This window comes from Leptospira wolffii serovar Khorat str. Khorat-H2 (genome assembly GCF_000306115.2).
Lineage (GTDB): Bacteria > Spirochaetota > Leptospiria > Leptospirales > Leptospiraceae > Leptospira_B > Leptospira_B wolffii.
The window spans coordinates 286,213-311,332 of the sequence record NZ_AKWX02000004.1 but is presented as its reverse complement, the minus strand read 5'-3'; the positions used below and the strand labels follow the sequence as shown (position 1 = coordinate 311,332).

The window sequence follows — 25,120 nt, the reverse complement described above, 5'->3', positions numbered from 1 at the left end:
GTGCTAAGCAAAAGCGGGAAACGGGATTCGAACCCGCGACCCCCTCCTTGGCAAGGAGGTGCTCTACCACTGAGCTATTCCCGCACGGTTGGTAGAACCATGATTTCTTTCGAAGACCGTCTGTAAATCGGTTTTTGCCTGAAAACTAAAGGAAAGCCCCGGAGGCCGGCCTCCCTTATGATTCTTTATGAATAGAAGAAAAGATTCCCTCCGTTTCAAATCTCGAATAAGGTCAAAAGGAAGCGCTTTCGATTTTCAATGTCTCAAAAAGGCCTTGCTGTAATACAAAATTGTGATACAATATGGGTATGATTAGCCTCCGTTTGTCCCCCGATCTGGAAAGAAAATTGGATTCCCTAGCTAAGTCGAAAGGCAAAAGTCGTTCGGAAATCGTAAAGGAATCCATTCTGGAATATATGGAGAATCATAGTTCGGAAAAATCTTGCTTCCAATTGGGAGAGGATCTTTTCGGTAAACATTCTTCCGAAAACATCGGTTTATCTAAAAACAGAAAGAAAATCCTTGCGGATCTTTTGAAGGGGAAAGATGACAAGCGTCGCTCTCATTGATTCCGGTCCTATGATCGCTCTATTCAATGCGTCGGACGAATATCACAAGTCCGTTTTCAAGTTTTTGAAATCGTATAAAGGAAGTTTAAAAACTACCTGGCCCGTGATTACAGAAGTAGTTTATCTACTCTCTTTTTCCGTCTCCGCTCAGTCCGATTTTTTAGAATGGATAGAAAGAGGAGGCGTTCAAATATCCGAAATTGCTGTCAGAGATTTAAAATATATTAAAAATAGAATGCAGAAATATTCGGACCTACCGATGGATTTGACGTATGCTTCCCTCATGTGCTTGGCGGAACGTGAGGAAATCTCCAAAATCGTCAGCATCGATTCGGATTTTTCCATTTATAGAACGATAAAAGGAAAATATTTAACGAATCTATTGAAGGATTAACAGTCGGCTCAGACCCGCAAGCAACTCCTTCCAAATCGGCGTCTATCGAATCAATTTCTCCACATAAGGCAGAACATTCTTAGCCACTATCTTATGACCTTTAGCGGTCGGGTGGATTCCGTCGCTTTGGTTTAGGCTTCGGTCCCCCGCTACACCTACCAAAAGGAAAGGCATGAGATCCACCTTTTCCGATTTAGCCACTCGAGGAAATATCGCCCGAAACTCCTTCACATATTTGGGCCCCATATTCGGAAAGGTCTGCATCCCGATTAAAAGAATCTTAATGGAAGGATATTTAGCCCTCACTCTACGTATGATTTCCCTTAAATTCTCTTCCGTAACTTGAGTGGATACTCCTCTCATGGAATCGTTTGCGCCCAATTCCAAAACGAACGCATCGAATCTGCCGTTCAATACCCAATCTAACCTGGCGAGCCCTCCGGATGTGGTGTCCCCGCTCACTCCCGCGTTTACGTATTCCAGATCGGGCACCTTCTTCTTTAGTTCTTCAGATACCAAGGAAACGAATCCCTCTTCCGGACCGTCCAGTCCGTAACCCGCGGTCAGACTATCTCCCAAATACAGGATCCTTTTTCCGCCCTTCTCCGTTTCGGACTGATTCAAGTTTCCCTCCTTGGGTTTCTTTTCCTCCTCCCCGCATTGTAGGAGAAAAATACAAAGAAGAATAAAGGCAAGTTCGGGGATTCGGCGAATATAAAGGTTCATAATCTCCTCTTAGAACTCCCGCAAACCCTAAGGGTCCTAGAAATTCCGGGCTCTAAGTTCTGCTTTACGGATCCGCATACGACTAGGAAGTAGTACGTATGTTTAAACGGCTTCTTCTTATCGCCTTTCTAATCGTTTTCGGTCTATTCTCTTTCCATTGGCTTACGCATTACAGAAGCGAACTCCAGGCCCAGGAAATCCAGGACGGAATGCTTCGTCAAGCCGAGGAGATTACCGCGAAATTGAGTCCGGAAGAATTGGTCGGACAGGTCATCCATGTGGCGATTCCGGGAACCGTCTTAGATCCGATCGCGGCAAAAGAAATCGATACGATCAAACCGGGCGGAGTGATTCTATTCGGTAGAAATCTGGGATCCGCCTCCGAAATCAAGAGTCTGAACGATTCAATGCAAAATCGCAGTTTGGAAGTCGCCGGGCTTCCCCTTCTCATCTCTGTGGACCAAGAAGGAGGAAGAGTCATTCGGGTAAAAGACGGAGTCACTCAATTTCCGGGAGCCATGGCCTTAGGGCAAACCAAGGATGCCGATTTGGCGAGAAAGGTGGGTTTCGTTACTTCCTACCAACTTCGTAAGCTAGGATTGAATTTTCTGTTCGCTCCCGATCTGGACATCAATAATAATCCGGATAATCCTGTCATCAATACCCGTTCTCTAGGAAGCAATTTGGAAACCGTCTTGAATGCGGGGATCGCTTACGAAGAAGGAGCGAGAGCCGGAGGTTCTATCCCCGTTATCAAACATTTCCCAGGTCACGGGGATACGAACGTGGATAGTCATTTAGGACTTCCTAAAATAGAGAAAACCCTGGAAGAATTGAAAGAATTCGAACTCATTCCGTTTCGTAAAGCCATAGAAAACGGAGCCGATGCGGTTATGAGCGCGCATATCGTGTATCCTAAAATCGATCCTAACTTTCCGGCTACTCTTTCTCCTCGTATTCTCCAGGATATCCTACGTAAGGATTTGCAATATAAGGGGCTTATCGTCACCGACGCGATGGAAATGGACGCCATCGACGAACATTATCAAAAGGACGATCCAGGAGTTCTCGCATTATTAGCGGGAGCGGATATTATCCTTATGACTAGCTGGGGCAAGACGACCGAGTCCATGAAAGATCAAATTTTGGCCGCTTACAAAAAAGGAACATTACAAAGAGACGGCAAGGACGTCCTTAAAGAAGCCGTCAAGCGCCAAATCCTTCATAAACTCAAGTACGGAATCGTATGGGAATTCGTCTCGACCGATAAGAAAGGAAGAGCTGCAACCGCATTCCCTAAGGAAATCCCTGAGTCTTTAAAAGAATATTATAATAATCAAGACAAGCAGAGAGACGTCCGATTTGCGGAATGGAATATCGATACCTTAAACGAACAGGTAAGTCGCAAGGCCGTTGTCGCTTTTCCCCAGAGTTTCCGGACGGATGCTATTGGAGCTAAAGATACTCTATTTGCTTTAAAAGGACCCGAGTTTACGGAAGAATTGCGCAAACGATCCATTACGAATCTGGAATTGACGGAGCTTCGAAAAAAATTGGATAAGAAAGAAGGAAAGCGCGTGGTCCTAAGCTCTCTTACTCAATTGGAGCTGGACTTAGGTGCTTCCCTTGCCAGAAAATATCCGAATATCGAGTTCGTTCTTTTGCATTACGGAACCCCTTTTCTGCAACTCTCCCACTTGGAAAATCTGAAAATCCTATTCTCTTTTTCCCCCACCTTAGAATCCAAAAGAGCCTTGGTGTATTCGGTTCTGGAGAGAAAGGAAGAGATTCCGTTCGTAGACCTGATTCTGAAACCGCTGCAACATAAGGCCGCGACAATCGAATCGGACAAAACCGCACAAAGCGGAAAGGTCGATTGAGCCAAAACCCTCATATTGTTCGAAAGACTAATACGGGTGGTATTTACGTACATTATCCTTTTTGCGTACATAAATGCAGCTATTGCGATTTCTATTCGGAGGGAATCGGTCTAGAGCCTTCTCCTCTGGAAGGGAAATTATTCTCCAGATATAAGGAAGAATTTTCCGCGAGATTGGGAGCCTTTCCCGAATTAAAAAGGAAGGAATTCGATACGATCTTTTTCGGAGGAGGCACTCCTTCCAAGGCCTCGCCCGAAAGATATGCGGATTTGATTCGATTCTTAAAATCGAATATTCTATTTTCGGAAAATTCGGAAATCAGTCTAGAATGCAACCCGGAGGACATTACCGAAGACTATCTGACTTCCTTATACCAGGCGGGAGTGAATCGGGTCCATGTGGGAATCCAATCCTTTCTTCCTAGAAATCTGAAATTCCTGGATCGGTATTACGATCCGGATACTTATCCCAGAATCCTCGAAACTCTTTCCCACTCACCCATACGCAATTTCGGTGCCGATCTGATCTTCGGGCTTCCCGGGCAGAATGAATCTGAATTTTACGAAGACGCAGAATCCGTATTGAAAGCGGGTGTCTCGCATATCAGCATCTATGCCTTAACCGTGGAAAAGGGAACCGAATACAGCCGCAAAGTATCTTCCGGAATCTCCCAAGCTCCTTCCGAGGAAATGCAGGAGTCCGTTCTGAAGAATTTACCTTCTTTTCTGGAATCCAAAGGTTTCGAACAATACGAGGTGTCCAATTATTCCAAACCCGGAATGTTCTCGCGTCATAATATGAAATACTGGACCTACGAATATTATATGGGAATCGGCCCGGGAGCTCACGGCTTTTTGCCGGGAGGAAGATATTCCAACCCCAGAAACACTTCGACATATTTAAAAAGATTGGAGACGGAAAAATATGAAACTTCCGACCCTTTCGAAGAACTCTTAGTTTCCCTGTTTAGAATCTTCCTTCCCGTGGATCTAAGCGGTTTTTTTGATATATTAGGCGATCGTAAAGAAGGCCTGATGGGCAAATTGAGAAAAAAATCCGAAGAAGGGAAATGCTCCATGGACGGGACCATATTCCGCTGGAACAAGGAGTCAGTCCTTTTTCTGGACTCCGAGATCCTGGATCTGGCTACGGAAGAGTAAAAAGTCCCCCCCTTTTGTATTTTAGAGATTCAATCTATTCTAAACTTTTCGATCAGACGAGAAAGTTGCTCGGAAAGACTCAGCATCTCTTCGGAGAATGACGTAAGATCGTCCGCTCCTCCAGCTATATCCTGAGTTCCTTCCGAGATACTCACGATGGTTTTCGTGATTTCGTTCGTGGCATTCTTCTGCTCCGCGACCGCTTCGGAGATCTGCATACTGAAGTTCATCAGAGTAGTGGAACTTTTTCCGATCCTTCCGGTATTCTCTTCTTGTTCCTTAACTGAAATTAGGACCTTGTTTGCGGAAGTCTCGAATTCGTTTACACTATGCCTGAGGCGCTTCAGTATCTGAGCCGCCTCCTGAACCTTGGCGTTTCCATTCATCACCGCATCGTTAGTGGAATCCACGAGTCCGCCGATTTCCTGAACGCTCGTGGAAGTTTGAGAAGCAAGTTTTCCGATTTCTTCCGCGACAACCGCAAAGCCTTTTCCCGCCTCACCCGCTCTCGCGGCCTCGATAGCCGCATTCAATGCGAGCAAATTGGTCTTTTCGGAAATTTCGGTAATGATGGAGAGAATCTCGGTAATCCTGGATGCGCTTTCTCCGATTTCTCCCATCGCGGAAGTGGAAGCTTCCATGGCGCCTTCTCCCGTTATCGCTTGCTTCTTGGATTCCACCGCAAGATTTACGAGACCTTGCATTTCTCCATTGATATTCACGATTTGTTCCCGCAATCTGACCACGTTTCCGTCGATTTCTCTCGTATTCTCCACGGCTTGTTCCATGGATTTTCCCACATTCTGAGCTGAAGCGGCCAATTCTTCCACTGCTGCGGAGGATTCTTCCGCGGCGGATGCTTGGGTTTGGGCGACGTCCGAAAAATTCCGGGAAGAAACCGCCATCTCTTCCGATTTGGAGCTCAATCGTTTAGAGGAGGAACGCATCTCGGTAACGACGCCTAAAATATTGGATCTCATCTGATCCATCGAGGATAATAAGGTTCCGATCTCATCCTGATTCGCGTAATCGCTTTTGACCAGGAGATTTCCCTTCGCGATTTCATCGGAAAAACCGATCGCTTTCAAAAGACCAGAGCTTACCAATCGATCGAAAATAAGATTCAAGGCGATCAAAACCAAAGCCAAGGTAATCAAGGCGGAAACCGCGGATTGAAGAATGATGCTTCCTATATTTTCATAATATACGGAATTGGGAATGGATACGAGAAGGGTCCAAAACTTAGGATCCTTTCCTATATGGAATGGAAAGTAAAAATTCGTATGACCGTCGGATTCGAGAACGAATCTCTTGCCAGCTTTGCTGAATTCCAGATATTTTTTCAACTCCGCTTCGTCCGGAATTTTCTTACCTAATAATTCGTGATTGTTTCCGTTGATCGCATACAGACCGTCCGGAGAGATAAAGGCTAGAAATCCCTTGCCTCGAAAAGGTTTCTTGCTTCCTAATTTTTCCTGCAAGGATTTGAGATCTATATCCAAACCCGCAGCTCCGTAGAATTTCTTATCCAGGCTGATAGGAGTGACGAGAGAAATCATGAGCGTATCCTTTCCGCTCGCAACATAATTGATAGGACCCACCACCGCCATTTGGTTGGTCCTTTTTGCGACTTGATAATAATCCCCGGAACCATCCGTATTATCGAAATCCCGTAAAGGTTCCAATTCTATCTTATCAATTGCCTTGGCCCTATTCAGATAAGGGATGAATCTACCACTCGCGTCATGTCCCCTTGTATTCCGATATGCGTAATCCTTTCCGTCGTACGCGTTCGGTTCGTAGCAGACCCACATAGCGAAATAGTCCTGGTTTCTCTTCAGAATTTCCTCGATGGTCTGAATCACCTGTTCTCTAGGAGGAGAAGCGTACATCAAAGGAAATCTGAATCCCCGGATCAAACCCATTAGAGTATTGAGCTGCTCCATGATTTCATAGGACCAACGTTCGGCCGTAACGTCGGAACTCTGCTCCACTTCTTCCCTTAGATTGCTATAGGATGAATAGGAATTGAAAGCCGCGAGTACGGAAAACGCGGCGAATAGTATCAAGGAGATATACAGGGAAATCCTGAACCGAATACTCATTTTGCAAACTTAGGCAAGAGTCGGTTTTTGGTAAAAACTTTTTGAAAAAACGAGCTCCGGAAACCGAATCTTTCGAATCCGATTATGTTACCTAATTCGAAAAAATTCGGGAAAGATTTCGGTCGAAAAGCTCGTCATCCTACCTTGAATTTTCCGATCAGATTGGCGAGCTGTTCCGATTGTCCGTGCATATCGCCGGAGAAGCTAGTAAGATCGTTCGCTCCTCCCGCAATCTCCTGGGTTCCTTCGGAAATGCTCACGATGGTTTTCGTGATTTCCTCCGTCGCCCTACGTTGCTCGCCTACGGCCTCTTCTATCTGCAAACTGAAAGTCATAAGACTATTTGCGTTTTGCGCTATTTCTCTCGTATTATCCTCTTGGGTTCGAACGGAAACGAGTACTGCCTTGGCGGATCGATCGAATTCGTCCACTCTATCCTTAATCCTTTTCAATACCTCGGAAGCCTCTCCCATTTTGGTATTTCCGTCGAGGACAGCGTTGTTCGTGGAATTTACAAGACCGGAGATTTCTTGTACGCTCGTGGAAGTCTGAGAGGCAAGTTTTCCGATCTCTTCGGCCACAACCGCAAACCCTTTACCCGCCTCGCCCGCTCTCGCCGCCTCGATAGCTGCATTCAATGCCAGGAGGTTCGTTTTCTCCGAAATCTCGGTAATCAAGGAAAGTATCTCGTTGATTCTGGAAGCGCTATCTCCGATCGCTCCCATCGCTTGGTTGGAAGTGCTCATTGCGGTTTCTCCCGTAACGGCCTCATCCTTCGAGGCGACTGCAAGACTTACCAATCCTTGCATCTCGTCGTTGATACTTGCGATTTGTTCCTTCAATCTTACAACGTTACCGTCGATTTCTCTCATACTAGAAACCGCCTTTTCCATGGATTTTCCCACGTTCTGGGCAGAGGCGGCTAATTCTTCTACCGCTGCGGAACATTCTTCCGCGGCGGAAGCCTGAGTTTGGGCCACGTCGGAAAAATTCTGGGAAGAAACCGCCATCTTTTCGGCGGTTCCCGTAAGCTGGGATGTCGAAACCCCTATTTCGCGGACCACATTAAATAAATGTTCTCTCATCGTATTCATGGCGGAGAGTAACGCACCGATCTCGTCTTTTCTTCGGTAGTCTGCGGAGGCCAAAAGATTTCCTTTCGCAATCTCTTCGGAGAAGCCGATAGCGGTGAGAAGTCCCGCTGAAATCAATCTTTGGAAAATAAAATGCAATACTACTACGATCATAAGCACAATAACTAAGGAAGAAATCGCATTTTGTCCTACAACTCCGAGCAATTCATCCGCGAAAATCTTATCCGGAATGCTTATCTGCATCACCCATTGTTTTTGGCCCTTGCCAATCTTAAAAGGGAAGAAATGATGGGTAAAACCTTCGGACTCGTATGTGAATCTTTCGCTTCCCTCCGCTTTTTCCAGGACAAGCTTCCATTCATTCTCGTCCGGAATCTTCTTACCTACAAGATTCGGATTACCTCCGTTTGCCGCATAGAGGCCCTTAGGAGAAATCAAAGCCAGATAACCCTGCCCTCGAAACGGTTTGATCCCGCCTAGACTTTCCTGCAATTGCGCGGTGGTGATATCCATACCGAGTACACCCCAGAATTTTCCGTGGTTACTTACGGGAACGCAAAGAGAGATCATTTGAACGATCTTTCCTCCCGCCGGATAATCGTAAGGATCCGTCACTAGAGGCTCCATTGTCTTCTTGGGTACCTGATAGAAATCGGCGGAGCTATCCGTGTTTTCGTAATTGATGGAGGGCTCGATTACCGCCTCTCCGTTTTCCTTTACGGAATGTACATAAGTCACGAATCTCCCTGTCGCATCGTGACCCTTAGTATTTCTATATTGGGCATCCGCTCCGTCGAAAGCATCGGGTTCGTATACTGTCCACATGCCGAACCATTTCGGATTCCTGCGTAGAATCTCCTGCATCGTATCGACGACTTCCTGTCTTTTCGGATTCGAGAAAATCAGAAGCATACGGAATCCGCGGGTCATCCCCATCGCATTATCCAAATAATCCTTTACTTCGAATGTGTAACGTTCCGCGCTTAGAGCTGAGCCGACTTCTATCTCCGAATGAAGGCTTCGGTACGACAGAACGGAATTGATGGCAGTCAGAACCGTAAAACCTAAGAATAAGACCAAGGAAAGATAAAGTGAAATTCTCGTTCGAATACTCATAGGCCGAGAATTTAAATCGAGAATAGGGAATTTAGGAACAAAAAAAAGTTCTTCGAAACAGAAATGTAAGAATCTACTCACAGAAACGCGTAACTTACTTTCTTTTCCGCCCCAAACTTTCCAAAAATGGGAACGTTCTGTAACCTAAATGTAATAATTAATTTATAAATATGGAAAGGCCCTTGAAAATGAAAAGGACCCTGAGTAGACATAAGAAATTCGTTTACAAAACGGTTTAAACGGATCTATATCGGAGAGCGATCTGACCGGTACGAGCGATCTCCAAGATTCCGTATTTTTGCATCATCTCTATGAAATGATTCACCTGTCTCGTATTTCCGGAGAATTCGATAGTCAGGGAAGTTTTGGTCAAATCCGCGATTCTCGCCTCGAAAACGTCGCAAATAGAAATGATTTCGGTGCGGTTTACGTCGTCGCTTTTTACCACGACTAGAATCAATTCTCTGCTGATGCAGTCGTGATAAGCTAAATCTTCTACCTCGATTACGTCCGGCAATTTTAGAAGCTGGCGTTTTACCTGCTCTACCACTCCGTCGTCCCCTTTGACGACTATAACCATGCTGGAAACTTCCGCGTTATCGGTTACTCCAACCGCGATAGAATCTATATTATAGCTACGTCTCGTAAAGAGTCCCGATACATGGCTCATGACCCCGGGATGGTTATTTACTAAAATCTTAAGTATATGTTTCATTTTTTACCGGCCCGGATTGCGTCGGAAAATTCGATCATGTCTTTCTGGGACTTGCCTGCAGGAATCATCGGGAAAACTTTCTCTTCCGCAGGGATCATCACTTCCAATAATCTGGCTTCGTCATTTTCCAAAAAGGCGTCGATAGCCGCGTCCACTTCTCCCTTGCTGGAAATCCTCTGTCCTTTGATGGAATAGGCTTCCGCCAATTTCACGAAATCAGGATTATAATTCCATTCCGATTCGGAGAATCTTTCCTCGTAGAAAAGTTCCTGCCACTGGCGAACCATACCTAAAAAGTTATTATTGAAGATAAGTACCTTAACTCCCTTCTTATACATTGCAATCGTAGCGAGTTCCTGTATATTCATCTGAATGGAACCGTCTCCGGAAACGCAGATCACCGTATCCTTGGGATTTCCGAATTTAGCTCCGATCGCAGCAGGCAAGCCGTATCCCATCGTTCCTAGTCCCCCGGAAGTCAACCAACGATTAGGTTCGTCGAAAAGATAATATTGCGCGGCCCACATCTGATGTTGACCCACATCCGTGGATACGATCGCCTTTCCTTTACTTTTTTCGAATAATCTTTTCAGGAAAGCCTGGGGTTTGATAGTATCCGTATTGTCGTCGAAGTCCAGCGGATGGGATTTCTTTAGGCCGTCCAGTAGGGAGACCCATTCCTTGCGATCCGCCGGCTTCACTTTAGGGATTAGAGCCTGCAATACTTGCTTCAGATCTCCGTGCAATAGATGATCCACGGAAACTCTCTTATTGAACTCCGCGGTATCTATATCTATATGAGCGCGAACGGCATTCTCCGCGAATTCTCCCGGTTTAGCGACCCGATCGTCGAATCTAGCACCTAAATTTAGAATATAATCACATTCTAATACTGCTTTGTTGGCATAGGCGGTTCCGTGCATACCCAACATTCCCACGGAAAGAGGATGAGTTCCCGGAAAACTACCGATCCCCATAAGAGTGGTCGTCACGGGAATATTTCCCTTCTCGGCTAACTCTTTGATTTCCTTGGCGGCATTCGCGTTTATCGCACCTCCCCCTACATATAGTAAGGGACGCTTCGCTTGGTTTAGAGCCGCGGCAAAGGATTCCAGATCTCCACCGATCTTCGGCTTTTCGTAATGTCTAGGATTGATTTTCAGCTGACCCGCTTTTCTAACGTCCGTGAGTTCCGTTTGCACGTCCTTGGGAAAATCCAGAAGCACAGGTCCCGGTCTCCCTCCCAAAGCGATCAGAGTCGCTTCTTGAAAATGACGGGCTAAATCGTCGGCGGATTTGATAAGTGCATTGTATTTGGTGATAGGTATGGTGATACCGTAAATATCCGCCTCTTGGAAAGCGTCCGTGCCGATCGTGTTCGTAGCCACCTGACCGGTAATGGCAAGGATCGGGACCGAATCCAATTTGGCATCGGTTAGACCGGTAACGAGGTTGGTAGCTCCCGGGCCGGAAGTCGCAATGCAAACTCCCAGTTTTCCTGTCGAACGAGCGTAACCTTCCGCCATGTGAATGGCACCTTGTTCGTGTCTGACTAGGATATGTTTGATCTTCTTACTTTTGTATAATTCGTCGTAAAATGGCAGAATGGCGCCGCCCGGATACCCGAATACGATGTCGACCCCGTATTCTTCCAGGAGTTCGACCATCAACCTAGCACCGGTTATTTTTCCTTCGCTTTTCGACATCTTTCCCTCGTTCAGAATCCATTCCATGCGGCCTAAACGACCTGTCAAGGAGGTTCCCCGTGTAGGAACTCCAACCAAAGATGCGGTTCGTCCCTAAAAATATCATAGTGCTCTGCCTCGAAACTTCCTCTCCTACACCTTGGTCTAGGATCTTAAGATACAACCTTCTGGTTAGGGGAAGGGTTACCATAATATAAGAGCTCTTTTTTTACGATTTCAAATTTTCTTTACGGAATTAGTAACAAGGAAAACCTTTACTCATCCGTCAAAATAGTATTAAATAAAAAATTGAGTAAGAGTCTCTAAGATTCTTTCCCATAAATTTAAAAGGAACCCTCGGTCCCATGAGCGAACCCATTGAAAAAACACAAACCGGAAAGGAAGAGGAAGATTCCCACTTCGCGCAAATCAAGAGTTTAGCGAAAGAAGCCTACCGTTATCTCGATAGCAGACAATGGGATAAGGCGGAATCCAAACTGAAGGAGCTTTTGGCCAAGGAACCCACTAATACTTACGGGTTAGTCGGCATGGGGGATCTCCACTTCAAGCGCAAGGAATTCCGACAGGCACTGGACTTTTATAATCGATGCATCAAAGAGGATTCATCCAATAAATTTTCCCTGATGGGACTCATGAACTGCTACCGAGAAATGAACCTACTCAATCGGGTCATCGAGGTCGCGGAAGAATACAGACATATCACGATTACGGACGCTTCCATTCTAAGTCGAGTGGCGGATGCACATCGCAAACTGAAGAATTTCAAAGAGTCCGAAGTGTATTACATGCAAGCCTTGCAGATCAATCCTAAGGATCAGTATGTGATCGTCGGATTAGGGCATTTATTCTTCGCGTGCCAAAGATACAAGGACGCGATCAGCTGGTGGGAGAAACTTTTAGTCATCCAGCCGGATAACATCAAGATCCTGACCGAAATAGGAAACAGTTATCGTAAGATTAAAGACTTCGACGAGGCGATTCGTTATTATAGAAGAGCCGCCGATCTAGATCCGCGCAATTTCTTCGCGTTATACGGACTAGCCGAATCCTATCGAGGCAAAAAGGATTTCCGCAAGGCCAACGAGTTTTGGGAAAGAATCCTGGAGTTCGATCCGGATAATAAACTCATCATCAATAGGTACGCGGATAGCTTGCGAGGTATGGGAGAATTCGACAAGGCGTTGGAATGCTTCAACCGTATTCTATCCGAAGGAGAGGACTACTTCGCTCTGTTAGGAAAAGCCTCTTCCCTTAAGATGAAAGGTGCGAGAGACAAGGCCGAAGAGATTTATTTGGATCTGTACAGAAAATTCCCTATGGACCCTCGTCCGGTTGTGGAACTGTCGGAACTATATTACGATATGGGCAAGAAAGACGACGCGCTCAAGCTATTGAACGAATTTCACAGAAAGCAGCCTTTGAACGAGGAAGTAAAACAGAAGCTGGAAGCCTTTTCCGAGTAATTCTTACTCCTCTTGTATGCTTGCCTTTTCCCTCTCCAGGAATTCCGGGAGAGGGAAAACTTCCTCCCTCCCATTCTTTAGAAAAATCGCATCTGCGTCCCAAATTCCGTTCCGTCTGACCAAAGCGACGTGATGATGCCAGATGTTTCCGTTCGGATCAGTGAAGATTCTGGGAACTCGAGCCGGATTTACGTATAGAATTCCATCCTTTCTTTTTTTCCATACGCGTGTCTTCTGTTTCCCCTTTCGAGAAGAATGGTGCATATGACCCGCAACCACAACTTTGGGAGCCCGGTTCCTTAGGACGGATTCTAGAATGAAATCGCCCAGGTCGCCGTCCCCAAAATCCCCCTCTTCTTTTCTAAAATCGCAGCCCCATATGTCCTTGGCCCTCGCACCGAGTCCCGATGGTCCGTTATGAGCAAGTACCAAAAGGTCTTTTTGCGAATCGGTGTCTGCGAGTAAGGATAAAAGCCGTTGCGAGGATTCTTCCATCGTACCGATTCCGTGGAAATATTTTAAGAAAGGAATAAAATTCAATCTTCCTCCCATGGAAAGGGGCCTTGCACCTAATAGTGAATAGTCGGAACTTTCCGAAAATAGATTATAGCGGCAGACTCTTATATCCCCTAAGTCGTGTAGGAACTTTTTCCATCTCAAAAGATGCAGCGGAAAGGAAAGATTTCCCAGTTTAGGGGAGAATCCGAAAAGCTCTACCGCTAATTGAAAAAACGATGTGCTGTCGTGGTTTCCGGGAATTAGGTATTTAGGCTTAGGAATCTTTGCGATTTCTTTTGCGATTCGATTGGCATTTCCGGGACGGTTGTTCCCCAAATCCCCCGTAAAGAAAATGCTCCCGTAGGAACTCCTACCGAAATATTCCGTATCGACCATCGTCCAGAACCCGTGGATATCACCTACCAATGCGATTCGAATTTCGGTGGAATCATTTGTCATTGGTTCATCCTAAAAAAACTACTTTCGGCTTCCGATACTATAGAAACTTCTTTTATCTGTATCAGGTCAAAAGAGAATTCAACTATAAAATCCGCCTTGCCAGTCCGCGGCGGAAGCGAATCTTCTTCAGGGAAGAAAAACCCGTACTAAAGACAAAAATTCGATCGGGAAATTCTCCGAATCGGAACTAGGAATCGCCTATGAGAAACATAAATCAAGAAATCGGCACATTCATTCGTAACTTCCTGATACTCACCGAAGCTCTCGCCTATCTCGTCGGAATCCCGGTCGCCTTCGTGTTTCTGGATTACTTCCTAGAATTGGATTTTATGGCGGTCCCGGGACTGCCCATGGCGATCGGGTTCGTGATCCTTGCCGGAATCTTCACAAGCCTACTCGCGGCAAAATTCAAATTAAAACCCCTTCAAGAATATGCCCGTCAATTCAAGGTTGGTGCCGTGGACAGGGAAACCGTAATGAAGGCCCAAAAGTCTTTGTTCCGGCTTCCGATTCTTCACGGTGTGGATATCCTGATCAGGATTTTCATCGGAGGGGGAATTCTAGTCGCAGTTATCGAATTCTTAGTCCCCGTCAGTAAGACGGATTATTATAATTTCTTCGGAGTGATCATATTCGCTTCTTTCGCGAGCGGAACTTATTTCTACCTCATCACGGATTGGCTTAAAGATAACCTAAGCCGTACAGATCTGTTCGGATCCATTTCGGTGGATTCTCTCGTTAAAATCAGCCTGAACAAGGCTCTTGCTTTGATCTTCTTCACCATCGTTTTCGTCTTGGCGATCGGGGTCTCCGCAATCGTTTATAAACTAAATTACGAATCCTTAAAGAAGGCGTATATAGGCCAAATGAAGAACGCGGCCAGAACCTTGGATCTGCTTACCCAAGGAATCTACGAGGAGACGGAAGTAGAGGCCGGATTTTTGGTCAGAAGCAAATCCTTGCCCGAACTCGTGGCCCAAAATAAGGTCCGGGATTTGGAGATCCAACTTTTAGGATTCGCACAGACCCAGGATAAATTCGACGGGATCGGAATCTGGACGGAATCGGAAGGAAAATTTCGTTACCTGATCGGAACCGGAAGCCTCTCCGGAAATAAAATGGAAGAATGGATCACCAATTTCCAAATGCCTTCCGTTTCGGAAATCATGGCACTGCCTTCTTCGGAAAAATCCTTCTTTAGCGAGCCGGTTCCCTCCGTTGAAGATAAGTCTCCCGTGATATTATATATCCGTAAATTCGATGTCCAGAACCGGGAACCTGCGTTTTTAGTTTTTGCGTTAAGAATCGGGGCGCTAACCGACAATATTCTCGCATCCATAAAGATCGGACAAACGGGTTATCCGGGGTTAATGAGCGGCAAAATGACTTTCATTAACCATGTCAGTCCGGAACTAAAGCTAAAGAAAATGAAGGATCTGCCTTTCGCGTCCGCCTTTGAAAACGCTCAGGACAACGTTCCGATCCGTTACATTATGGACGATTCCTATAAGTATCTCATAATGCATACGAACCAAAAATACGGATTCCGATCTTTCGCGGCGATCATCAACGAGGAAATCGCGGAAGAAGCGATGAATACGGCAGTGATCATGGTGATCTTCTCCTTCTTCGGACTATTCTTGATAGGTTTCGTAATTTATCTCATTCTTACCAAGAGCCTTCGTCCTTTGAAAGAAAGCCAGGACTTGATCGAGAGAATGTCGGAGGGAGATCTTACAAGCAGACTGGTCGTACTCGCCCGGGACGAAATCGGAGAGATGGCGATCAGTATCAATCTGTTCAATCAAAGAGTCAAAGGAGTCCTCCAAAAGATCTCCGACGCTTCGCATAGCCTGGCGAGTTCGTCGGAGGAAATGTCTAATACTTTACGTACTATTTCGGATAACGCGCAAAGCCAAGCGGCGGCCTCTGAGGAAATTTCCGCCTCTATCGAGGAAATATCCGCGGGAATGGATTCCGTCTCTCATAGAACCAAGGAACAGGTCCTTCTCTTGAATCTTTTGGATACGGAGATGTCTGAACTTTCCGCTTCCGTGGAAAATACATCCTCCAATCTGAACCAAACTTTGTCTCAAGTAAAGGAAATCACCGTAGAGGCCCGGAAGGGTGGAAAATCCTTGGAACTCACGGACCAAAGTATCCGCAAGATTTCCCAGAGTTCCGAGCAGATCTCGGGTGTGATAGAAATCATCACTACGATCTCCGAGCAGATCCACCTTTTGGCTTTGAACGCCGCCATAGAAGCCGCGAGAGCGGGTGCCGCCGGAAAAGGATTTGCCGTGGTTGCGGACGAGATTTCCAAACTTGCGGACAAAACCTCCGAGAGCATCAAGGAAATCGACGCGATCATCCAGGCGAACGAATCCGAGATAGGGGCCGGTGTGGGGAATATTCGCGACACCGTTCTCGTCATAGGAGGGATTATCCAGAGAATCGAGACGATCAATACCAGCATGTCCGAAGTGGCTTCCTTTACGAGCGAACAATTGAGAAGAAACCAAGCGGTGAATCTAAAAGGCCGCGAGGTCAAAGAGAGATCCGAAAGCATCCAGGCGGCGATCCAAGAACAGAAAATCGCCATCGAAGAAATCTCCAAGACGATCTCCGGTATCAACGATCTCACTCAGTCCAACGCTTCCTCCACGGAAGAGTTGAGTTCCGGCTCCGTCGGCCTTGCTCATTTATCGGAGGACTTGAAAAGACAAGCCGAGTATTTCCATTTTTGATTCCCTAAGTTTTCCCCAGATCCGGAAAATCTAGGGAAAACAAAAGAATCGGAAACTAGTTGCTTTTTAGAGAATTTATTCTAATTTGCGCTTATATGGAATGGGAAAAGATTTTACGGGACTCGGTAAAAGACGGTTCGATCAAGGAACTGTATCTCAGGAGAGTCCCGACCCTGAAAACTTGTGACGATTGGAATAAGGTAAAGGAAATCGGTCTCATTGATCATAAAACCAAATACGCACATTATAAAGGCGGCTTGGTCAAATTCGGAGAAGGTCTATTTTTCGTTAGCGAAGAGAGGCTACAGGCCTTAGCCCCATTCCGCAAATGGGAGTTCAAAGCCAAAATCAAAGTCACTCCCGAGTAGCGTTAAGACGACGCGCGGCCTCGTTCCGCGATGCAATTTCGGTCCTCGAAAATCACTCGGGGACCATCCTCCTCAATTTCCTCTTCCAAACCCGGCTCAAAAAACGAGTCTTTTAATTGAAACTTAAAAGCAAAGCCTAGTTCTTGCATCGAGACCCGATGACGCGACATCCCATGCGTGATATGAACTTCCTCTAGAGGAAAACCGGTCTTAGCGGGTTAGGTTGATGATCAGGTTGAGTTTTTCGGCAACGGTAATCACATCCTGAACTCTAGTCTTATCCACGAGCACCGCCGTGGGTCCGATTTCATCCAGAACGATTTTCTTGCCCTTGATCTGTCCCAGTAGGAGCTCCATCACATTCTGATCCTTGGTACGGACAAGAACGCAATCCTCGGCGATCTCCACGACCGGAAGATTACCGCCCCAATCCTCCAAGAGGAATAGAAGGTTTTGAGCGAGCTCCGCACGACTGGAAGCCTTGAGGAAGTCCACGAATTCGGCGGTCTTGTATCCCAATAGAATTCCTAACTGGTAGGCTTCCTTGGTGAGGACAAACGTATAGACCCGATCGTAATCCTTTAATTCCGTAAAAGCCTTTAGGAGATGGATTCCGTAGATGGAAACTTTCTCAGGGAAGGCAATCACCGAGAAGTCAGGGTTGATCGTGATTCCGCCCTTCTCGGTTGCATTGGATAATTCTCCGGTTTGGAAGAAATATTCTCCCAATTTGGAAAGAGTGAGAAAACGATTCGGATACTCCACTTCTAGTAGTCCGAAAAGATGCAGATAGAAGATGGCACTCATGATCTCCTTGCGAAGATCTGCGAGATCCGTTTGCAGATTTTTTGTCCGAAAGCCCGGGCTAAAGATCAAATGATCCCGGATGATATTGGAGAATATGACGGAAAGATGGATTCTCTTGGACTTGATGATTAGATTCACGCATTTGTCCAGGATCATCTTATCGTAAAAAGGCATTTCCGTAGGCTGGAACACTTCGGGAGGATTCACCCGTTTCATCCTTGCCTCGTTGACTTCATGGATCACGATCTTCATGATCTCGAAGATATCCTTGCTCAGGAATCCGTCCAGATCCCCGCGTAGGATGATATTCTCCCCTTTGATATCCACCAGATTCAAAAGTTTCAGAATGGGAAGAATCAACTCCATCTGATAGATCTGGCTTTTTTCCGGGAAGATGCTGATATCCGGATTTAAAAGTTCCTGCTCGGTTCTCTTATGGTCCGCCTGTTTGACCTTTCCCGATTTGGCGAGCACCAGCCCCTTTCTACTGATATAAGAAAGAAGCTTTTTGGTGTTTAGGAAGAAATCCAACTCGTTAGTCGCGAGTTTTTCCTGTCTCTGGCGGGTCCCCTTCTTAACGGAAGGTAGAATCGGATTATGTTGGATGTATTTCAGTAACTCTTCGGGCAATGCGAAGATACGAACGAATTTTTCCTCTACGAAACAAACGTCCGCAATGAGCCCTTTTTCCACTAGCGCTGGAATGATGGTCTCGTATTTTCCCCGACTCATCACGATGAAACTTCTGATATCATCCGCATCCGCGGCTCCACCGCTCAGATAAATGCGAACGATGGTATCCCTTTCCAATTCGGATAACGCCAGGATGGAAGCCTCGTACGCCTCCGCGGAGGTCGCGTGAGTGATGAATTTGCGGATACTGTCGATCTTAGCGGGAGCCTTGACCGCTTTTTTCCATTCTGCGGAAATATCGGTAAGCTTCTTACGATCTAAGAGTTTTTCGACGGAGACTTTGTATTTGTCTCCTTTTATGTTCTGGTCCAGAGAAACCAGGGAGGCCAATTCCTCGTATGCATGATATTTATCAAGGTTATTGGTTAATCGTTCCCGATTCTTTCTCTGGTAAACGAGATGATACTTACGTAAAAGATTAAGTTCCATCTCCACGTTGATAGGAGGAATGTTCACCTTACGGGAAATCTCTCCTAAAGTAAGAACATTTTTGTTCTTTAGAATGGAAGTATAGATATTGACTTGAAGGACTGTAAGTTTTTCGAGAACCCACTTGAGGTAGAACTCGTCCAGGAAACTATCGTAAAGGAACTTAACGTTCTTATTCTTTTCCTTGAACGGGAGCTTGGAAATATTCCATAGAGCGGCGGTCTTCTTTAGGTCGTTCAGTTCGAGTTTTTCTAATTCTTGCAATAAAACTGATTCGCCGCTCATACCACACTGACCGAATATATCGTTCGAAAGCCATCCTGTAATTCTCACCGCTCCCGTAAACCAAAATACGGTTTCCGGGGCCGAGGCTTCTAAATAGACCCAAGCAGTCTGTCGGTCGGTTCCCGGGGAAAAATAGGTTCCAATACGATCCCGATTTGGATTGTCCTCCTTTCTTGCCCTGTTAATCTGGAGTTCGGATGTCCGGATTTCTAGAACAACTCAAGCAAGGAATCAACGGGGTGACTCGAGTCGTCACTAGTAGCGTTGTATTCTCTACCAAGACCCTACTTCTACTCAAAGACTTGGCGGTGGGAGGCAAGAGTTCCGAGAATCTACCCATCCGTTTGAGAGAAGCCTTTGAGGAGTTAGGCGCAACGTACATTAAATTAGGCCAATTTATCGCTTCGGCCCCTTCTCTCTTTCCGGAAGAAATCGTTTCCGAAATGCAAAAATGTTTGGATTCCGTACGACCACTTCCCTTCAAAGATGTGCAAGGCGTTTTAAAAAAAGAATTAGGCCCGAAATACAAGGATCTATTCCAAAGCATAGATCCTGTTCCCATGGCCTCTGCCTCCATCGCCCAGGTGCATTCTGCGGTGACCAAGGACGGCCTAGACGTAGTTCTAAAAGTCCAAAGACCGGATATAGAAGCGGCCCTAGGAGCGGATTTAAATCTACTGTATCTAGCTTCCAAATTATTCGAAATTTTCGTGCCGGGACTGAACCGATCCGGCCTATCCGATATGATCGGTATGTTTCAATCCTCCATTTTAGAAGAGATAGATTTCCACAAGGAAGCCAAGAATATAGAGGAATTCGAATCCCATCTTTTATCGGTCGGCGAAAGCAGAGCCAGAGTTCCGAAAGTATACAAGAATCTAAGCACAAAAAGAGTCTTAGTCATGGAAAGATTCTACGGGGCTCCGATTACGGACGAAGTCTCTCTTAGAAAATTCTCAAATAATCCCTCCAGAACTCTATCCGACGCGTTGGAAATCTGGTTTTCCACTCTTTCTCGATCCGGCTTTTTCCACGCGGACGTGCATGCAGGAAACTTAATGATCCTTAGGGACGGAACCGTAGGATTCATCGATTTCGGAATTGTAGGAAGGATCTCTTCCAAAGTATGGGAAGGCCTCATGATTTTTCTGGAAGGCTTGGCCTTGAATCGTACGGACAGAATCGCAAGTGGGCTTGTTCAAATGGACGGAACGGCCCAGGGAGTCGATGAAAGAAAACTTGCTGCCGACCTCGAAAACGTATTCCAGCAGATGAATCGAATGGTGGCAAATATCCAAATGGGAGAATTGGAAGCCTTCGACGAACAAAAATTAAACGCGCTTCTATTCGAATTTAGGGAGATCGCAGACCGAAACGGTTTAAAGATTCCTAAAGAATTTGGGCTTCTGATCAAACAAATTCTGTACTTCGATCGATACATAAAAACATTCGCTCCCGAATTGGATTTGATTCGGGATAGGGAAAAATTCATACGATGAAAGATTCTTCACTCTTCGGCTTGGAGCCCGGGCAATCCGGAATCCTTTCCCGACTCAAGCAAGTATCCGGCAAGAAAGGACTCTTACGAAACCTGTTGGATATGGGCTTTCTCCCCGGAACGAAAATCACCGTCCTGGAAAAATATCCGAAACAAGAAAAGCTGATCGTGGAAGTCGGCTTGGTGAAATTAGCGCTTCGTAAGTCGGAAGCGGAACTGTTAGAACTGGAATAAAGAATGAAAACTCTCTCGCCTCCCGTAAAAGATCCAGCAAACGCATCCCGATCAGCTCGAATTCTTCTGACAGGAAATCCGAATTGCGGAAAGTCCACTCTATTCAATCAACTTACAGGCTTAAGACAAAAGACCGGAAACTTTCCCGGAGTCACCGTAGAAAGAGCCGAGGGTGAAATTCATTCGGAGCACGGCTCCTTATCCCTCATCGACCTGCCGGGTACATATAGCTTAGGCGGAGAGTCGGAAGACAAAAGAGTTACGACTAAAATACTATTATCCAGAAATCCGGAAGACCGTCTATTATTCGTGTTGGACGCGGTCGCAATCGAAAGAGGGTTGCAGTTCCTTTTGCAAATTGCCTCGCTCAAGATTCCCATGTTCGTAGCCGTCACGATGAAAGACGCATTAGGGAAGAAGGGAGTGAGTCTGGATTTGGGTGTTCTCTCCAAAACATTCGGAGTTCCTTTTTATTTCGTGAACCCGAAGTCGGGGGAAGGTGTGGATGCGATCCGCAAGGCGATCTCGGAAGAATCCTCCTACAAAATTCCGAACCCGGATTTTCGCTGGGATAAAAAGAGAACCGCGCTCATCGATTCGATCATGGATAAGCTCTCCTCCTTCGATCCTATTTCTCTGCGTTTCGTGGTCGAAAACACCTTAAAAGAATTAAGCGGAGAAACCTTACAAAAGGATCTGCCCGCCTCCTCTTTTCTTCCTCCGGACGCATCGGAACTGGTACGAAAGGAATGGGAGAAATCCAAGCTCGAGTTTTCCTACGGAGAAGAACTGGTACAACGTTCTATCTGGATCAAAAAGGTACTCTCCAAATCTCTTTCCGGAATTGCGGTTTCAGAAAGCGGAATATTAGGATTTGCTGATAAAATTCTACTCCATCCCGTTTGGGGAGTTCTGGTCTTTCTAGGACTTATGGCCCTGGTCTTCCAGACTCTATTCGCATGGTCCGAGGTCCCCATGGACTGGATCGAATCCAGAATCGCCGATTTGGCGGAATGGACCGGAACCTTCTTACCGGACGGCCCGATCCGATCCCTGATCCAAGAAGGAGTGATAGGAGGAGTCGGAGCCGTACTCGTTTTCATTCCCCAGATCAGTTTTCTTTTTCTATTCATAGGAATCATGGAGGAAAGCGGATATATCGCCAGGGCATCCTTCCTCATGGACCGATTCATGGGCAAATTCGGGCTCTCCGGGAAATCCTTTATCCCTCTTTTGTCCAGCGCCGCCTGTGCCGTTCCCGCGATTATGGGAACTAGAACGATAGAAAATAAGGCGGACAGACTGACTACAATTCTTGTCTCTCCTCTGATCACCTGCTCGGCCAGATACCCGGTCTATATCCTTGTCATAGGTACCGTATTCTCTTCGAATCCGATCCTAGGTGTGTTTTCTCCCAAGGCTACGGCTCTTTTCGGACTCTTTCTACTCGGTATGCTCGGTTCCATGACCATGGCGTTCCTATTCAAGAAGACATTCTTTAAATCCGAGCCTTCCTATTTTCTGTTGGAACTCCCACGTTACCAATTGCCTTCGGTTCGTAGTCTTTTCTTTACGGTGTACAAGAAGATTAAGACTTTCCTAATGAACGCGGGCCAGGTCATTCTATTCGTCTCCATCTTACTCTGGTTCTTGGCGAATTATCCCAGGGTAGAATCGTCCAGGACCGTGAATCTAAGCCCGGCTCAGGCAAAATCCCTGCAGATTTCGGAGTCCTACGCGGGAAGAATGGGAAAATCGATGGAACCGGTGCTCTCTCCCATAGGCTTCGGTTGGAAAATGGGCTTAGGAATCATCACTTCTTTTGCTGCGAGAGAAGTCATGGTATCCACTCTTTCCATCGTATACGGAATCCAAGGAGAAGATTCCGAAGACGAAAATCTGAGATCCGCGCTTAGAAAAGATAAGGATCCGGAAACGGGAAGACCCGTATGGACTGTCGCGAGCGCGCTTAGTTTGCTCGTATTTTTCGCCTTTGCCTGCCAATGTATGTCCACGCTGGCGGTGGTGGGAAGAGAAACGAATTCACTGGTCTGGCCGTTTTTTATGTTTACTTACATGACGATTCTTGCATACGTTTCCTCGTTCTTGGTCTACCACTCTGCGATATTTCTCGGGTGGAGCTAAAACTCCAAGGGGAAAGAATGAAAAAAATTCCGGCAAATCTACGTATACTCGGGTTCTACGCCTTATGCTTTTTAAGCTTACTTACGATTTTTAGATTCGCGCTTTTAGCGATCTATTTCCCCAAGGTAGGGGATTCTCCCTGGTCGGAGGTCGCTCTTTCTTTTTTGATCGGAATCCGTTTCGATCTTTCGGTAATCGCGATCGTCCTCGGCCCCTCCTGGTTTCTCTCTTCCCTACATTTCGCCAATCGTTGGAAGACTTTCCGATATATTTGGGGAATTCTCCCCATTCTACTCTTTCTCTGGATGACTGGACATCTCATAGGAGACACCATATATTATGGAGAAGCCGATAAGCATTTAGGTTACGAAGGATTCGTATTCCTGGGAAAGGATCTTCTCATATTGATAGAGGCTGGAATCAAAAACGATACCCTAAAAGTGGTCTTAGGGCTCTTCGGAATTATGATCGGCCTACCGTCGTTAATTTATCTTTTCATAAAATACAACGGTTACGAGTTTTCACCCGACAAGAAAAGATCGGAACTCCTGCAAATTCCCATCTCCATCCTCGTCGCCTTGCTTCTATTTCGAGGAGGCTTCCAGTCTAGACCTTTGCGCTCGACCGAAGCCATCCATTCCGAAAACGGATTCTTGAACAATCTTCCATTGAACGGAGTCTTTACGACGATTATGGATCTAAAGTCCAAGTCCATTCTTCCCGAATTGCAGATGCAAAGAGAAGAAGCGATCCGGATCGTCAGAAAGGAAATCGAATATCCTGGAGCAGAATTCGTATCGGAAGAATATCCGATTTTGAGGGAAACGCGAGAAACCAGAAAAGGAACGCCTCCGAATATAGTGATCGTTCTTCTCGAAAGCTGGACCGGTAAATTTCTAAAGCCCAATGGAGACGGAATCGTAGGCGGCAAGGAACTCGCCCCTAATTTCAATGCGCTCGTTCCCCAGGGAAGATATTATCCCCGATTTTTCGCCACCGGAGGAAGGACTGTCAACGGGTTACTCTCTGTTTTGACCGGAATTCCGGACCGCCCGGGCATTACGGTCGTCCGCACGCACCAAGCCTTGGGAAGCTTCGGGGGACTAGGCTCCATACTTAAATCCCAGGGATACTCCACCTATTTCGTCCACGGAGGAGATGTGGGCTTCGATAATATGAGCTTTCTTTTTCCTCATTGGGGTTTCGATACGATCGTAGGAAAAACCGAGATGGAAAAGGAAGGAAAATATAAGTCGGGCGCTTGGGGATTCTACGACGGAGACGTATTAGAAGAATTGAATACGACTCTGGAATCGGCCAAACAGCCCTTTGCAGCGGTCACGCTCACTCTAACCACACACTATCCCTATCAGGTACCTGAGGGGATGCGAGACCCTTTTCCCGAAAGCCTAAAGGATTCGGATTATTTCAATACCTATAAATATTCCGACGATTCGCTGGGAAGATTTCTGAAAAAAGCGAGAAAATCCAAGTATTTCGAGAATACGGTCTTCGTATTCGTAGCGGATCATACCCATCACAGGGACCTGAATCCGTTCGAAGACAGAAACATTCCTTTTTTATTATATTCTCCCAAATACATCCGTCCCGGAACGGATCCCAGAATCTCCTCCCAGCTCGATATCATCCCTACGATACTCGGCCTTGTGGGAAAAAAAGTCCGATTCTCTTCTTTCGGAAAGGATCTGCTTTCTACCCCTACTACGAACTCCTCGGCCTATTTCGCTTTTTCCAGCGTGATAGGATGGATTGAAAACGATTACGCTCTTTATAGGTCAACGGAAGGAGAATTGAGGGAAGCCTATCCCATGCCTTGGAACCGAGCCGGAGAAAAATGTGCCTCCCTCCAAAAGACCTGCGATCTTTACGAATATAAGGCCAAGGCATTCTTGAATCTAAGCTACGATCTTCTGAATTCGAATCGGATCTTTCCGGATAAGTAGAATCTCAGAACTTAAGAATCCGAATACTCGAAAAGGAAGGGAGAAGAATTTCCCGAGAAATCCTT

At 46.1% G+C, this 25,120-nt stretch carries 18 protein-coding genes and 1 tRNA gene; 11 read left to right on the top strand and 8 right to left on the bottom strand.

Annotation, left to right across the window (positions count from 1 at the left end; translation table 11 throughout):
- Positions 1 to 12: 12 nt before the first annotated feature.
- Positions 13 to 84 (bottom strand) — tRNA-Gly (locus tag LEP1GSC061_RS01460).
- Positions 85 to 308: 224 nt separating this feature from the next.
- Here LEP1GSC061_RS01460 and LEP1GSC061_RS01455 point away from each other — a divergent pair.
- Together LEP1GSC061_RS01455 and LEP1GSC061_RS01450 are read left to right on the top strand one after the other, a co-directional pair.
- Positions 309 to 569: a DUF6290 family protein gene (locus LEP1GSC061_RS01455; protein WP_040507902.1), complete on the top strand. Its 261-nt coding sequence runs from the start codon at positions 309 to 311 to the stop codon at positions 567 to 569.
- Positions 547 to 963 (top strand): type II toxin-antitoxin system VapC family toxin, encoded by a 417-nt coding sequence (locus tag LEP1GSC061_RS01450; RefSeq protein WP_016544066.1) that lies wholly within the window; start codon positions 547 to 549, stop codon positions 961 to 963. The genes LEP1GSC061_RS01455 and LEP1GSC061_RS01450 overlap by 23 nt, the downstream gene beginning before the upstream one ends.
- A 42-nt stretch (positions 964 to 1,005) precedes the next feature.
- Here LEP1GSC061_RS01450 and LEP1GSC061_RS01445 read toward each other — a convergent pair whose 3' ends face one another.
- Complete coding sequence (locus tag LEP1GSC061_RS01445) at positions 1,006 to 1,689, bottom strand: arylesterase (RefSeq protein ID WP_016543586.1); 684 nt, start codon at positions 1,687 to 1,689, stop codon at positions 1,006 to 1,008.
- 98 nt (positions 1,690 to 1,787) lie between these two features.
- On the opposite strand from LEP1GSC061_RS01445, the gene LEP1GSC061_RS01440 reads away from it, so the two are divergent.
- Both LEP1GSC061_RS01440 and hemW read left to right on the top strand, forming a co-directional pair.
- Positions 1,788 to 3,569 carry a glycoside hydrolase family 3 protein gene (locus tag LEP1GSC061_RS01440; RefSeq protein WP_016543494.1) on the top strand — a complete coding sequence of 594 codons (1,782 nt, stop codon included), beginning with the start codon at positions 1,788 to 1,790 and terminating at the stop codon, positions 3,567 to 3,569.
- Entirely contained in the window at positions 3,566 to 4,729 is a 1,164-nt protein-coding gene (hemW, locus tag LEP1GSC061_RS01435) for a radical SAM family heme chaperone HemW (protein WP_016543862.1), read from the top strand. The genes LEP1GSC061_RS01440 and hemW overlap by 4 nt, the downstream gene beginning before the upstream one ends.
- 29 nt (positions 4,730 to 4,758) lie before the next feature.
- On the opposite strand, the gene LEP1GSC061_RS01430 is transcribed toward hemW, so the two are convergent.
- The 4 genes from LEP1GSC061_RS01430 to ilvB all read right to left on the bottom strand — a co-directional run bounded on the left by LEP1GSC061_RS01430 (position 4,759) and on the right by ilvB (position 11,465).
- Positions 4,759 to 6,834 (bottom strand): methyl-accepting chemotaxis protein, encoded by a 2,076-nt coding sequence (locus tag LEP1GSC061_RS01430; RefSeq protein ID WP_016543758.1) that lies wholly within the window; start codon positions 6,832 to 6,834, stop codon positions 4,759 to 4,761.
- Between the two features lie 134 nt (positions 6,835 to 6,968).
- Complete coding sequence (locus LEP1GSC061_RS01425; protein ID WP_016543890.1) at positions 6,969 to 9,044, bottom strand: methyl-accepting chemotaxis protein; 2,076 nt, start codon at positions 9,042 to 9,044, stop codon at positions 6,969 to 6,971.
- A gap of 235 nt (positions 9,045 to 9,279) precedes the next feature.
- Entirely contained in the window at positions 9,280 to 9,759 is a 480-nt protein-coding gene (gene ilvN / locus LEP1GSC061_RS01420) for an acetolactate synthase small subunit (protein ID WP_016543957.1), read from the bottom strand.
- A complete protein-coding gene (gene ilvB / locus LEP1GSC061_RS01415) occupies positions 9,756 to 11,465 on the bottom strand; it encodes a biosynthetic-type acetolactate synthase large subunit (protein WP_040507895.1) in 1,710 nt (569 codons plus the stop codon). Before ilvB ends, ilvN begins: the two co-directional genes overlap by 4 nt.
- 344 nt (positions 11,466 to 11,809) lie before the next feature.
- On the opposite strand from ilvB, the gene LEP1GSC061_RS01410 reads away from it, so the two are divergent.
- On the top strand, positions 11,810 to 12,928 hold the full coding sequence (locus LEP1GSC061_RS01410) for a tetratricopeptide repeat protein (RefSeq protein ID WP_016544099.1): 1,119 nt from the start codon (positions 11,810 to 11,812) through the stop codon (positions 12,926 to 12,928).
- A gap of 3 nt (positions 12,929 to 12,931) precedes the next feature.
- Here LEP1GSC061_RS01410 and LEP1GSC061_RS01405 read toward each other — a convergent pair whose 3' ends face one another.
- A complete protein-coding gene (locus LEP1GSC061_RS01405; RefSeq protein WP_016544129.1) occupies positions 12,932 to 13,885 on the bottom strand; it encodes a metallophosphoesterase in 954 nt (317 codons plus the stop codon).
- A gap of 200 nt (positions 13,886 to 14,085) precedes the next feature.
- On the opposite strand from LEP1GSC061_RS01405, the gene LEP1GSC061_RS01395 reads away from it, so the two are divergent.
- Together LEP1GSC061_RS01395 and LEP1GSC061_RS01390 are read left to right on the top strand one after the other, a co-directional pair.
- A complete protein-coding gene (locus tag LEP1GSC061_RS01395; protein WP_016543472.1) occupies positions 14,086 to 16,632 on the top strand; it encodes a methyl-accepting chemotaxis protein in 2,547 nt (848 codons plus the stop codon).
- 95 nt (positions 16,633 to 16,727) lie between these two features.
- Complete coding sequence (locus LEP1GSC061_RS01390) at positions 16,728 to 17,000, top strand: hypothetical protein (RefSeq protein WP_040507892.1); 273 nt, start codon at positions 16,728 to 16,730, stop codon at positions 16,998 to 17,000.
- Positions 17,001 to 17,210: 210 nt separating this feature from the next.
- Here the strand turns inward: LEP1GSC061_RS01390 and LEP1GSC061_RS01385 are convergent, their stop codons facing one another.
- Positions 17,211 to 19,214 (bottom strand): helicase, encoded by a 2,004-nt coding sequence (locus LEP1GSC061_RS01385; RefSeq protein ID WP_040507556.1) that lies wholly within the window; start codon positions 19,212 to 19,214, stop codon positions 17,211 to 17,213.
- A 197-nt stretch (positions 19,215 to 19,411) separates the two neighbouring features.
- On the opposite strand from LEP1GSC061_RS01385, the gene LEP1GSC061_RS01380 reads away from it, so the two are divergent.
- From LEP1GSC061_RS01380 to LEP1GSC061_RS01365, 4 genes are read left to right on the top strand one after another with little or no spacing between them, the layout of a single operon-like run.
- Positions 19,412 to 20,713 (top strand): ABC1 kinase family protein, encoded by a 1,302-nt coding sequence (locus tag LEP1GSC061_RS01380; protein ID WP_016543816.1) that lies wholly within the window; start codon positions 19,412 to 19,414, stop codon positions 20,711 to 20,713.
- Entirely contained in the window at positions 20,710 to 20,946 is a 237-nt protein-coding gene (locus tag LEP1GSC061_RS01375) for a FeoA family protein (RefSeq protein WP_016543542.1), read from the top strand. The genes LEP1GSC061_RS01380 and LEP1GSC061_RS01375 overlap by 4 nt, the downstream gene beginning before the upstream one ends.
- Positions 20,947 to 20,949: 3 nt before the next feature.
- Positions 20,950 to 23,091, top strand: coding sequence for a ferrous iron transport protein B (feoB, locus tag LEP1GSC061_RS01370; protein WP_016544014.1), 2,142 nt, complete (start codon positions 20,950 to 20,952; stop codon positions 23,089 to 23,091).
- A gap of 17 nt (positions 23,092 to 23,108) precedes the next feature.
- Positions 23,109 to 25,055, top strand: coding sequence for an LTA synthase family protein (locus LEP1GSC061_RS01365; RefSeq protein WP_040507553.1), 1,947 nt, complete (start codon positions 23,109 to 23,111; stop codon positions 25,053 to 25,055).
- Positions 25,056 to 25,120 lie beyond the last annotated feature (65 nt).

What these genes read in the sequence shown, in the direction of transcription:
- LEP1GSC061_RS01455 (WP_040507902.1), top strand. Translation starts at nt 309, where the DNA reads ATGATTAGCCTCCGTTTGTCCCCCGATCTGGAAAGAAAATTGGATTCC.
- LEP1GSC061_RS01450 (WP_016544066.1), top strand. Translation starts at nt 547, where the DNA reads ATGACAAGCGTCGCTCTCATTGATTCCGGTCCTATGATCGCTCTATTC.
- LEP1GSC061_RS01445 (WP_016543586.1), bottom strand. Translation starts at nt 1,689, where the DNA reads ATGAACCTTTATATTCGCCGAATCCCCGAACTTGCCTTTATTCTTCTT.
- LEP1GSC061_RS01440 (WP_016543494.1), top strand. Translation starts at nt 1,788, where the DNA reads ATGTTTAAACGGCTTCTTCTTATCGCCTTTCTAATCGTTTTCGGTCTA.
- LEP1GSC061_RS01430 (WP_016543758.1), bottom strand. Translation starts at nt 6,834, where the DNA reads ATGAGTATTCGGTTCAGGATTTCCCTGTATATCTCCTTGATACTATTC.
- LEP1GSC061_RS01425 (WP_016543890.1), bottom strand. Translation starts at nt 9,044, where the DNA reads ATGAGTATTCGAACGAGAATTTCACTTTATCTTTCCTTGGTCTTATTC.
- ilvN (WP_016543957.1), bottom strand. Translation starts at nt 9,759, where the DNA reads ATGAAACATATACTTAAGATTTTAGTAAATAACCATCCCGGGGTCATG.
- ilvB (WP_040507895.1), bottom strand. Translation starts at nt 11,465, where the DNA reads ATGTCGAAAAGCGAAGGAAAAATAACCGGTGCTAGGTTGATGGTCGAA.
- LEP1GSC061_RS01410 (WP_016544099.1), top strand. Translation starts at nt 11,810, where the DNA reads ATGAGCGAACCCATTGAAAAAACACAAACCGGAAAGGAAGAGGAAGAT.
- LEP1GSC061_RS01405 (WP_016544129.1), bottom strand. Translation starts at nt 13,885, where the DNA reads ATGACAAATGATTCCACCGAAATTCGAATCGCATTGGTAGGTGATATC.
- LEP1GSC061_RS01395 (WP_016543472.1), top strand. Translation starts at nt 14,086, where the DNA reads ATGAGAAACATAAATCAAGAAATCGGCACATTCATTCGTAACTTCCTG.
- LEP1GSC061_RS01390 (WP_040507892.1), top strand. Translation starts at nt 16,728, where the DNA reads ATGGAATGGGAAAAGATTTTACGGGACTCGGTAAAAGACGGTTCGATC.
- LEP1GSC061_RS01385 (WP_040507556.1), bottom strand. Translation starts at nt 19,214, where the DNA reads ATGAGCGGCGAATCAGTTTTATTGCAAGAATTAGAAAAACTCGAACTG.
- LEP1GSC061_RS01380 (WP_016543816.1), top strand. Translation starts at nt 19,412, where the DNA reads ATGTCCGGATTTCTAGAACAACTCAAGCAAGGAATCAACGGGGTGACT.
- LEP1GSC061_RS01375 (WP_016543542.1), top strand. Translation starts at nt 20,710, where the DNA reads ATGAAAGATTCTTCACTCTTCGGCTTGGAGCCCGGGCAATCCGGAATC.
- feoB (WP_016544014.1), top strand. Translation starts at nt 20,950, where the DNA reads ATGAAAACTCTCTCGCCTCCCGTAAAAGATCCAGCAAACGCATCCCGA.
- LEP1GSC061_RS01365 (WP_040507553.1), top strand. Translation starts at nt 23,109, where the DNA reads ATGAAAAAAATTCCGGCAAATCTACGTATACTCGGGTTCTACGCCTTA.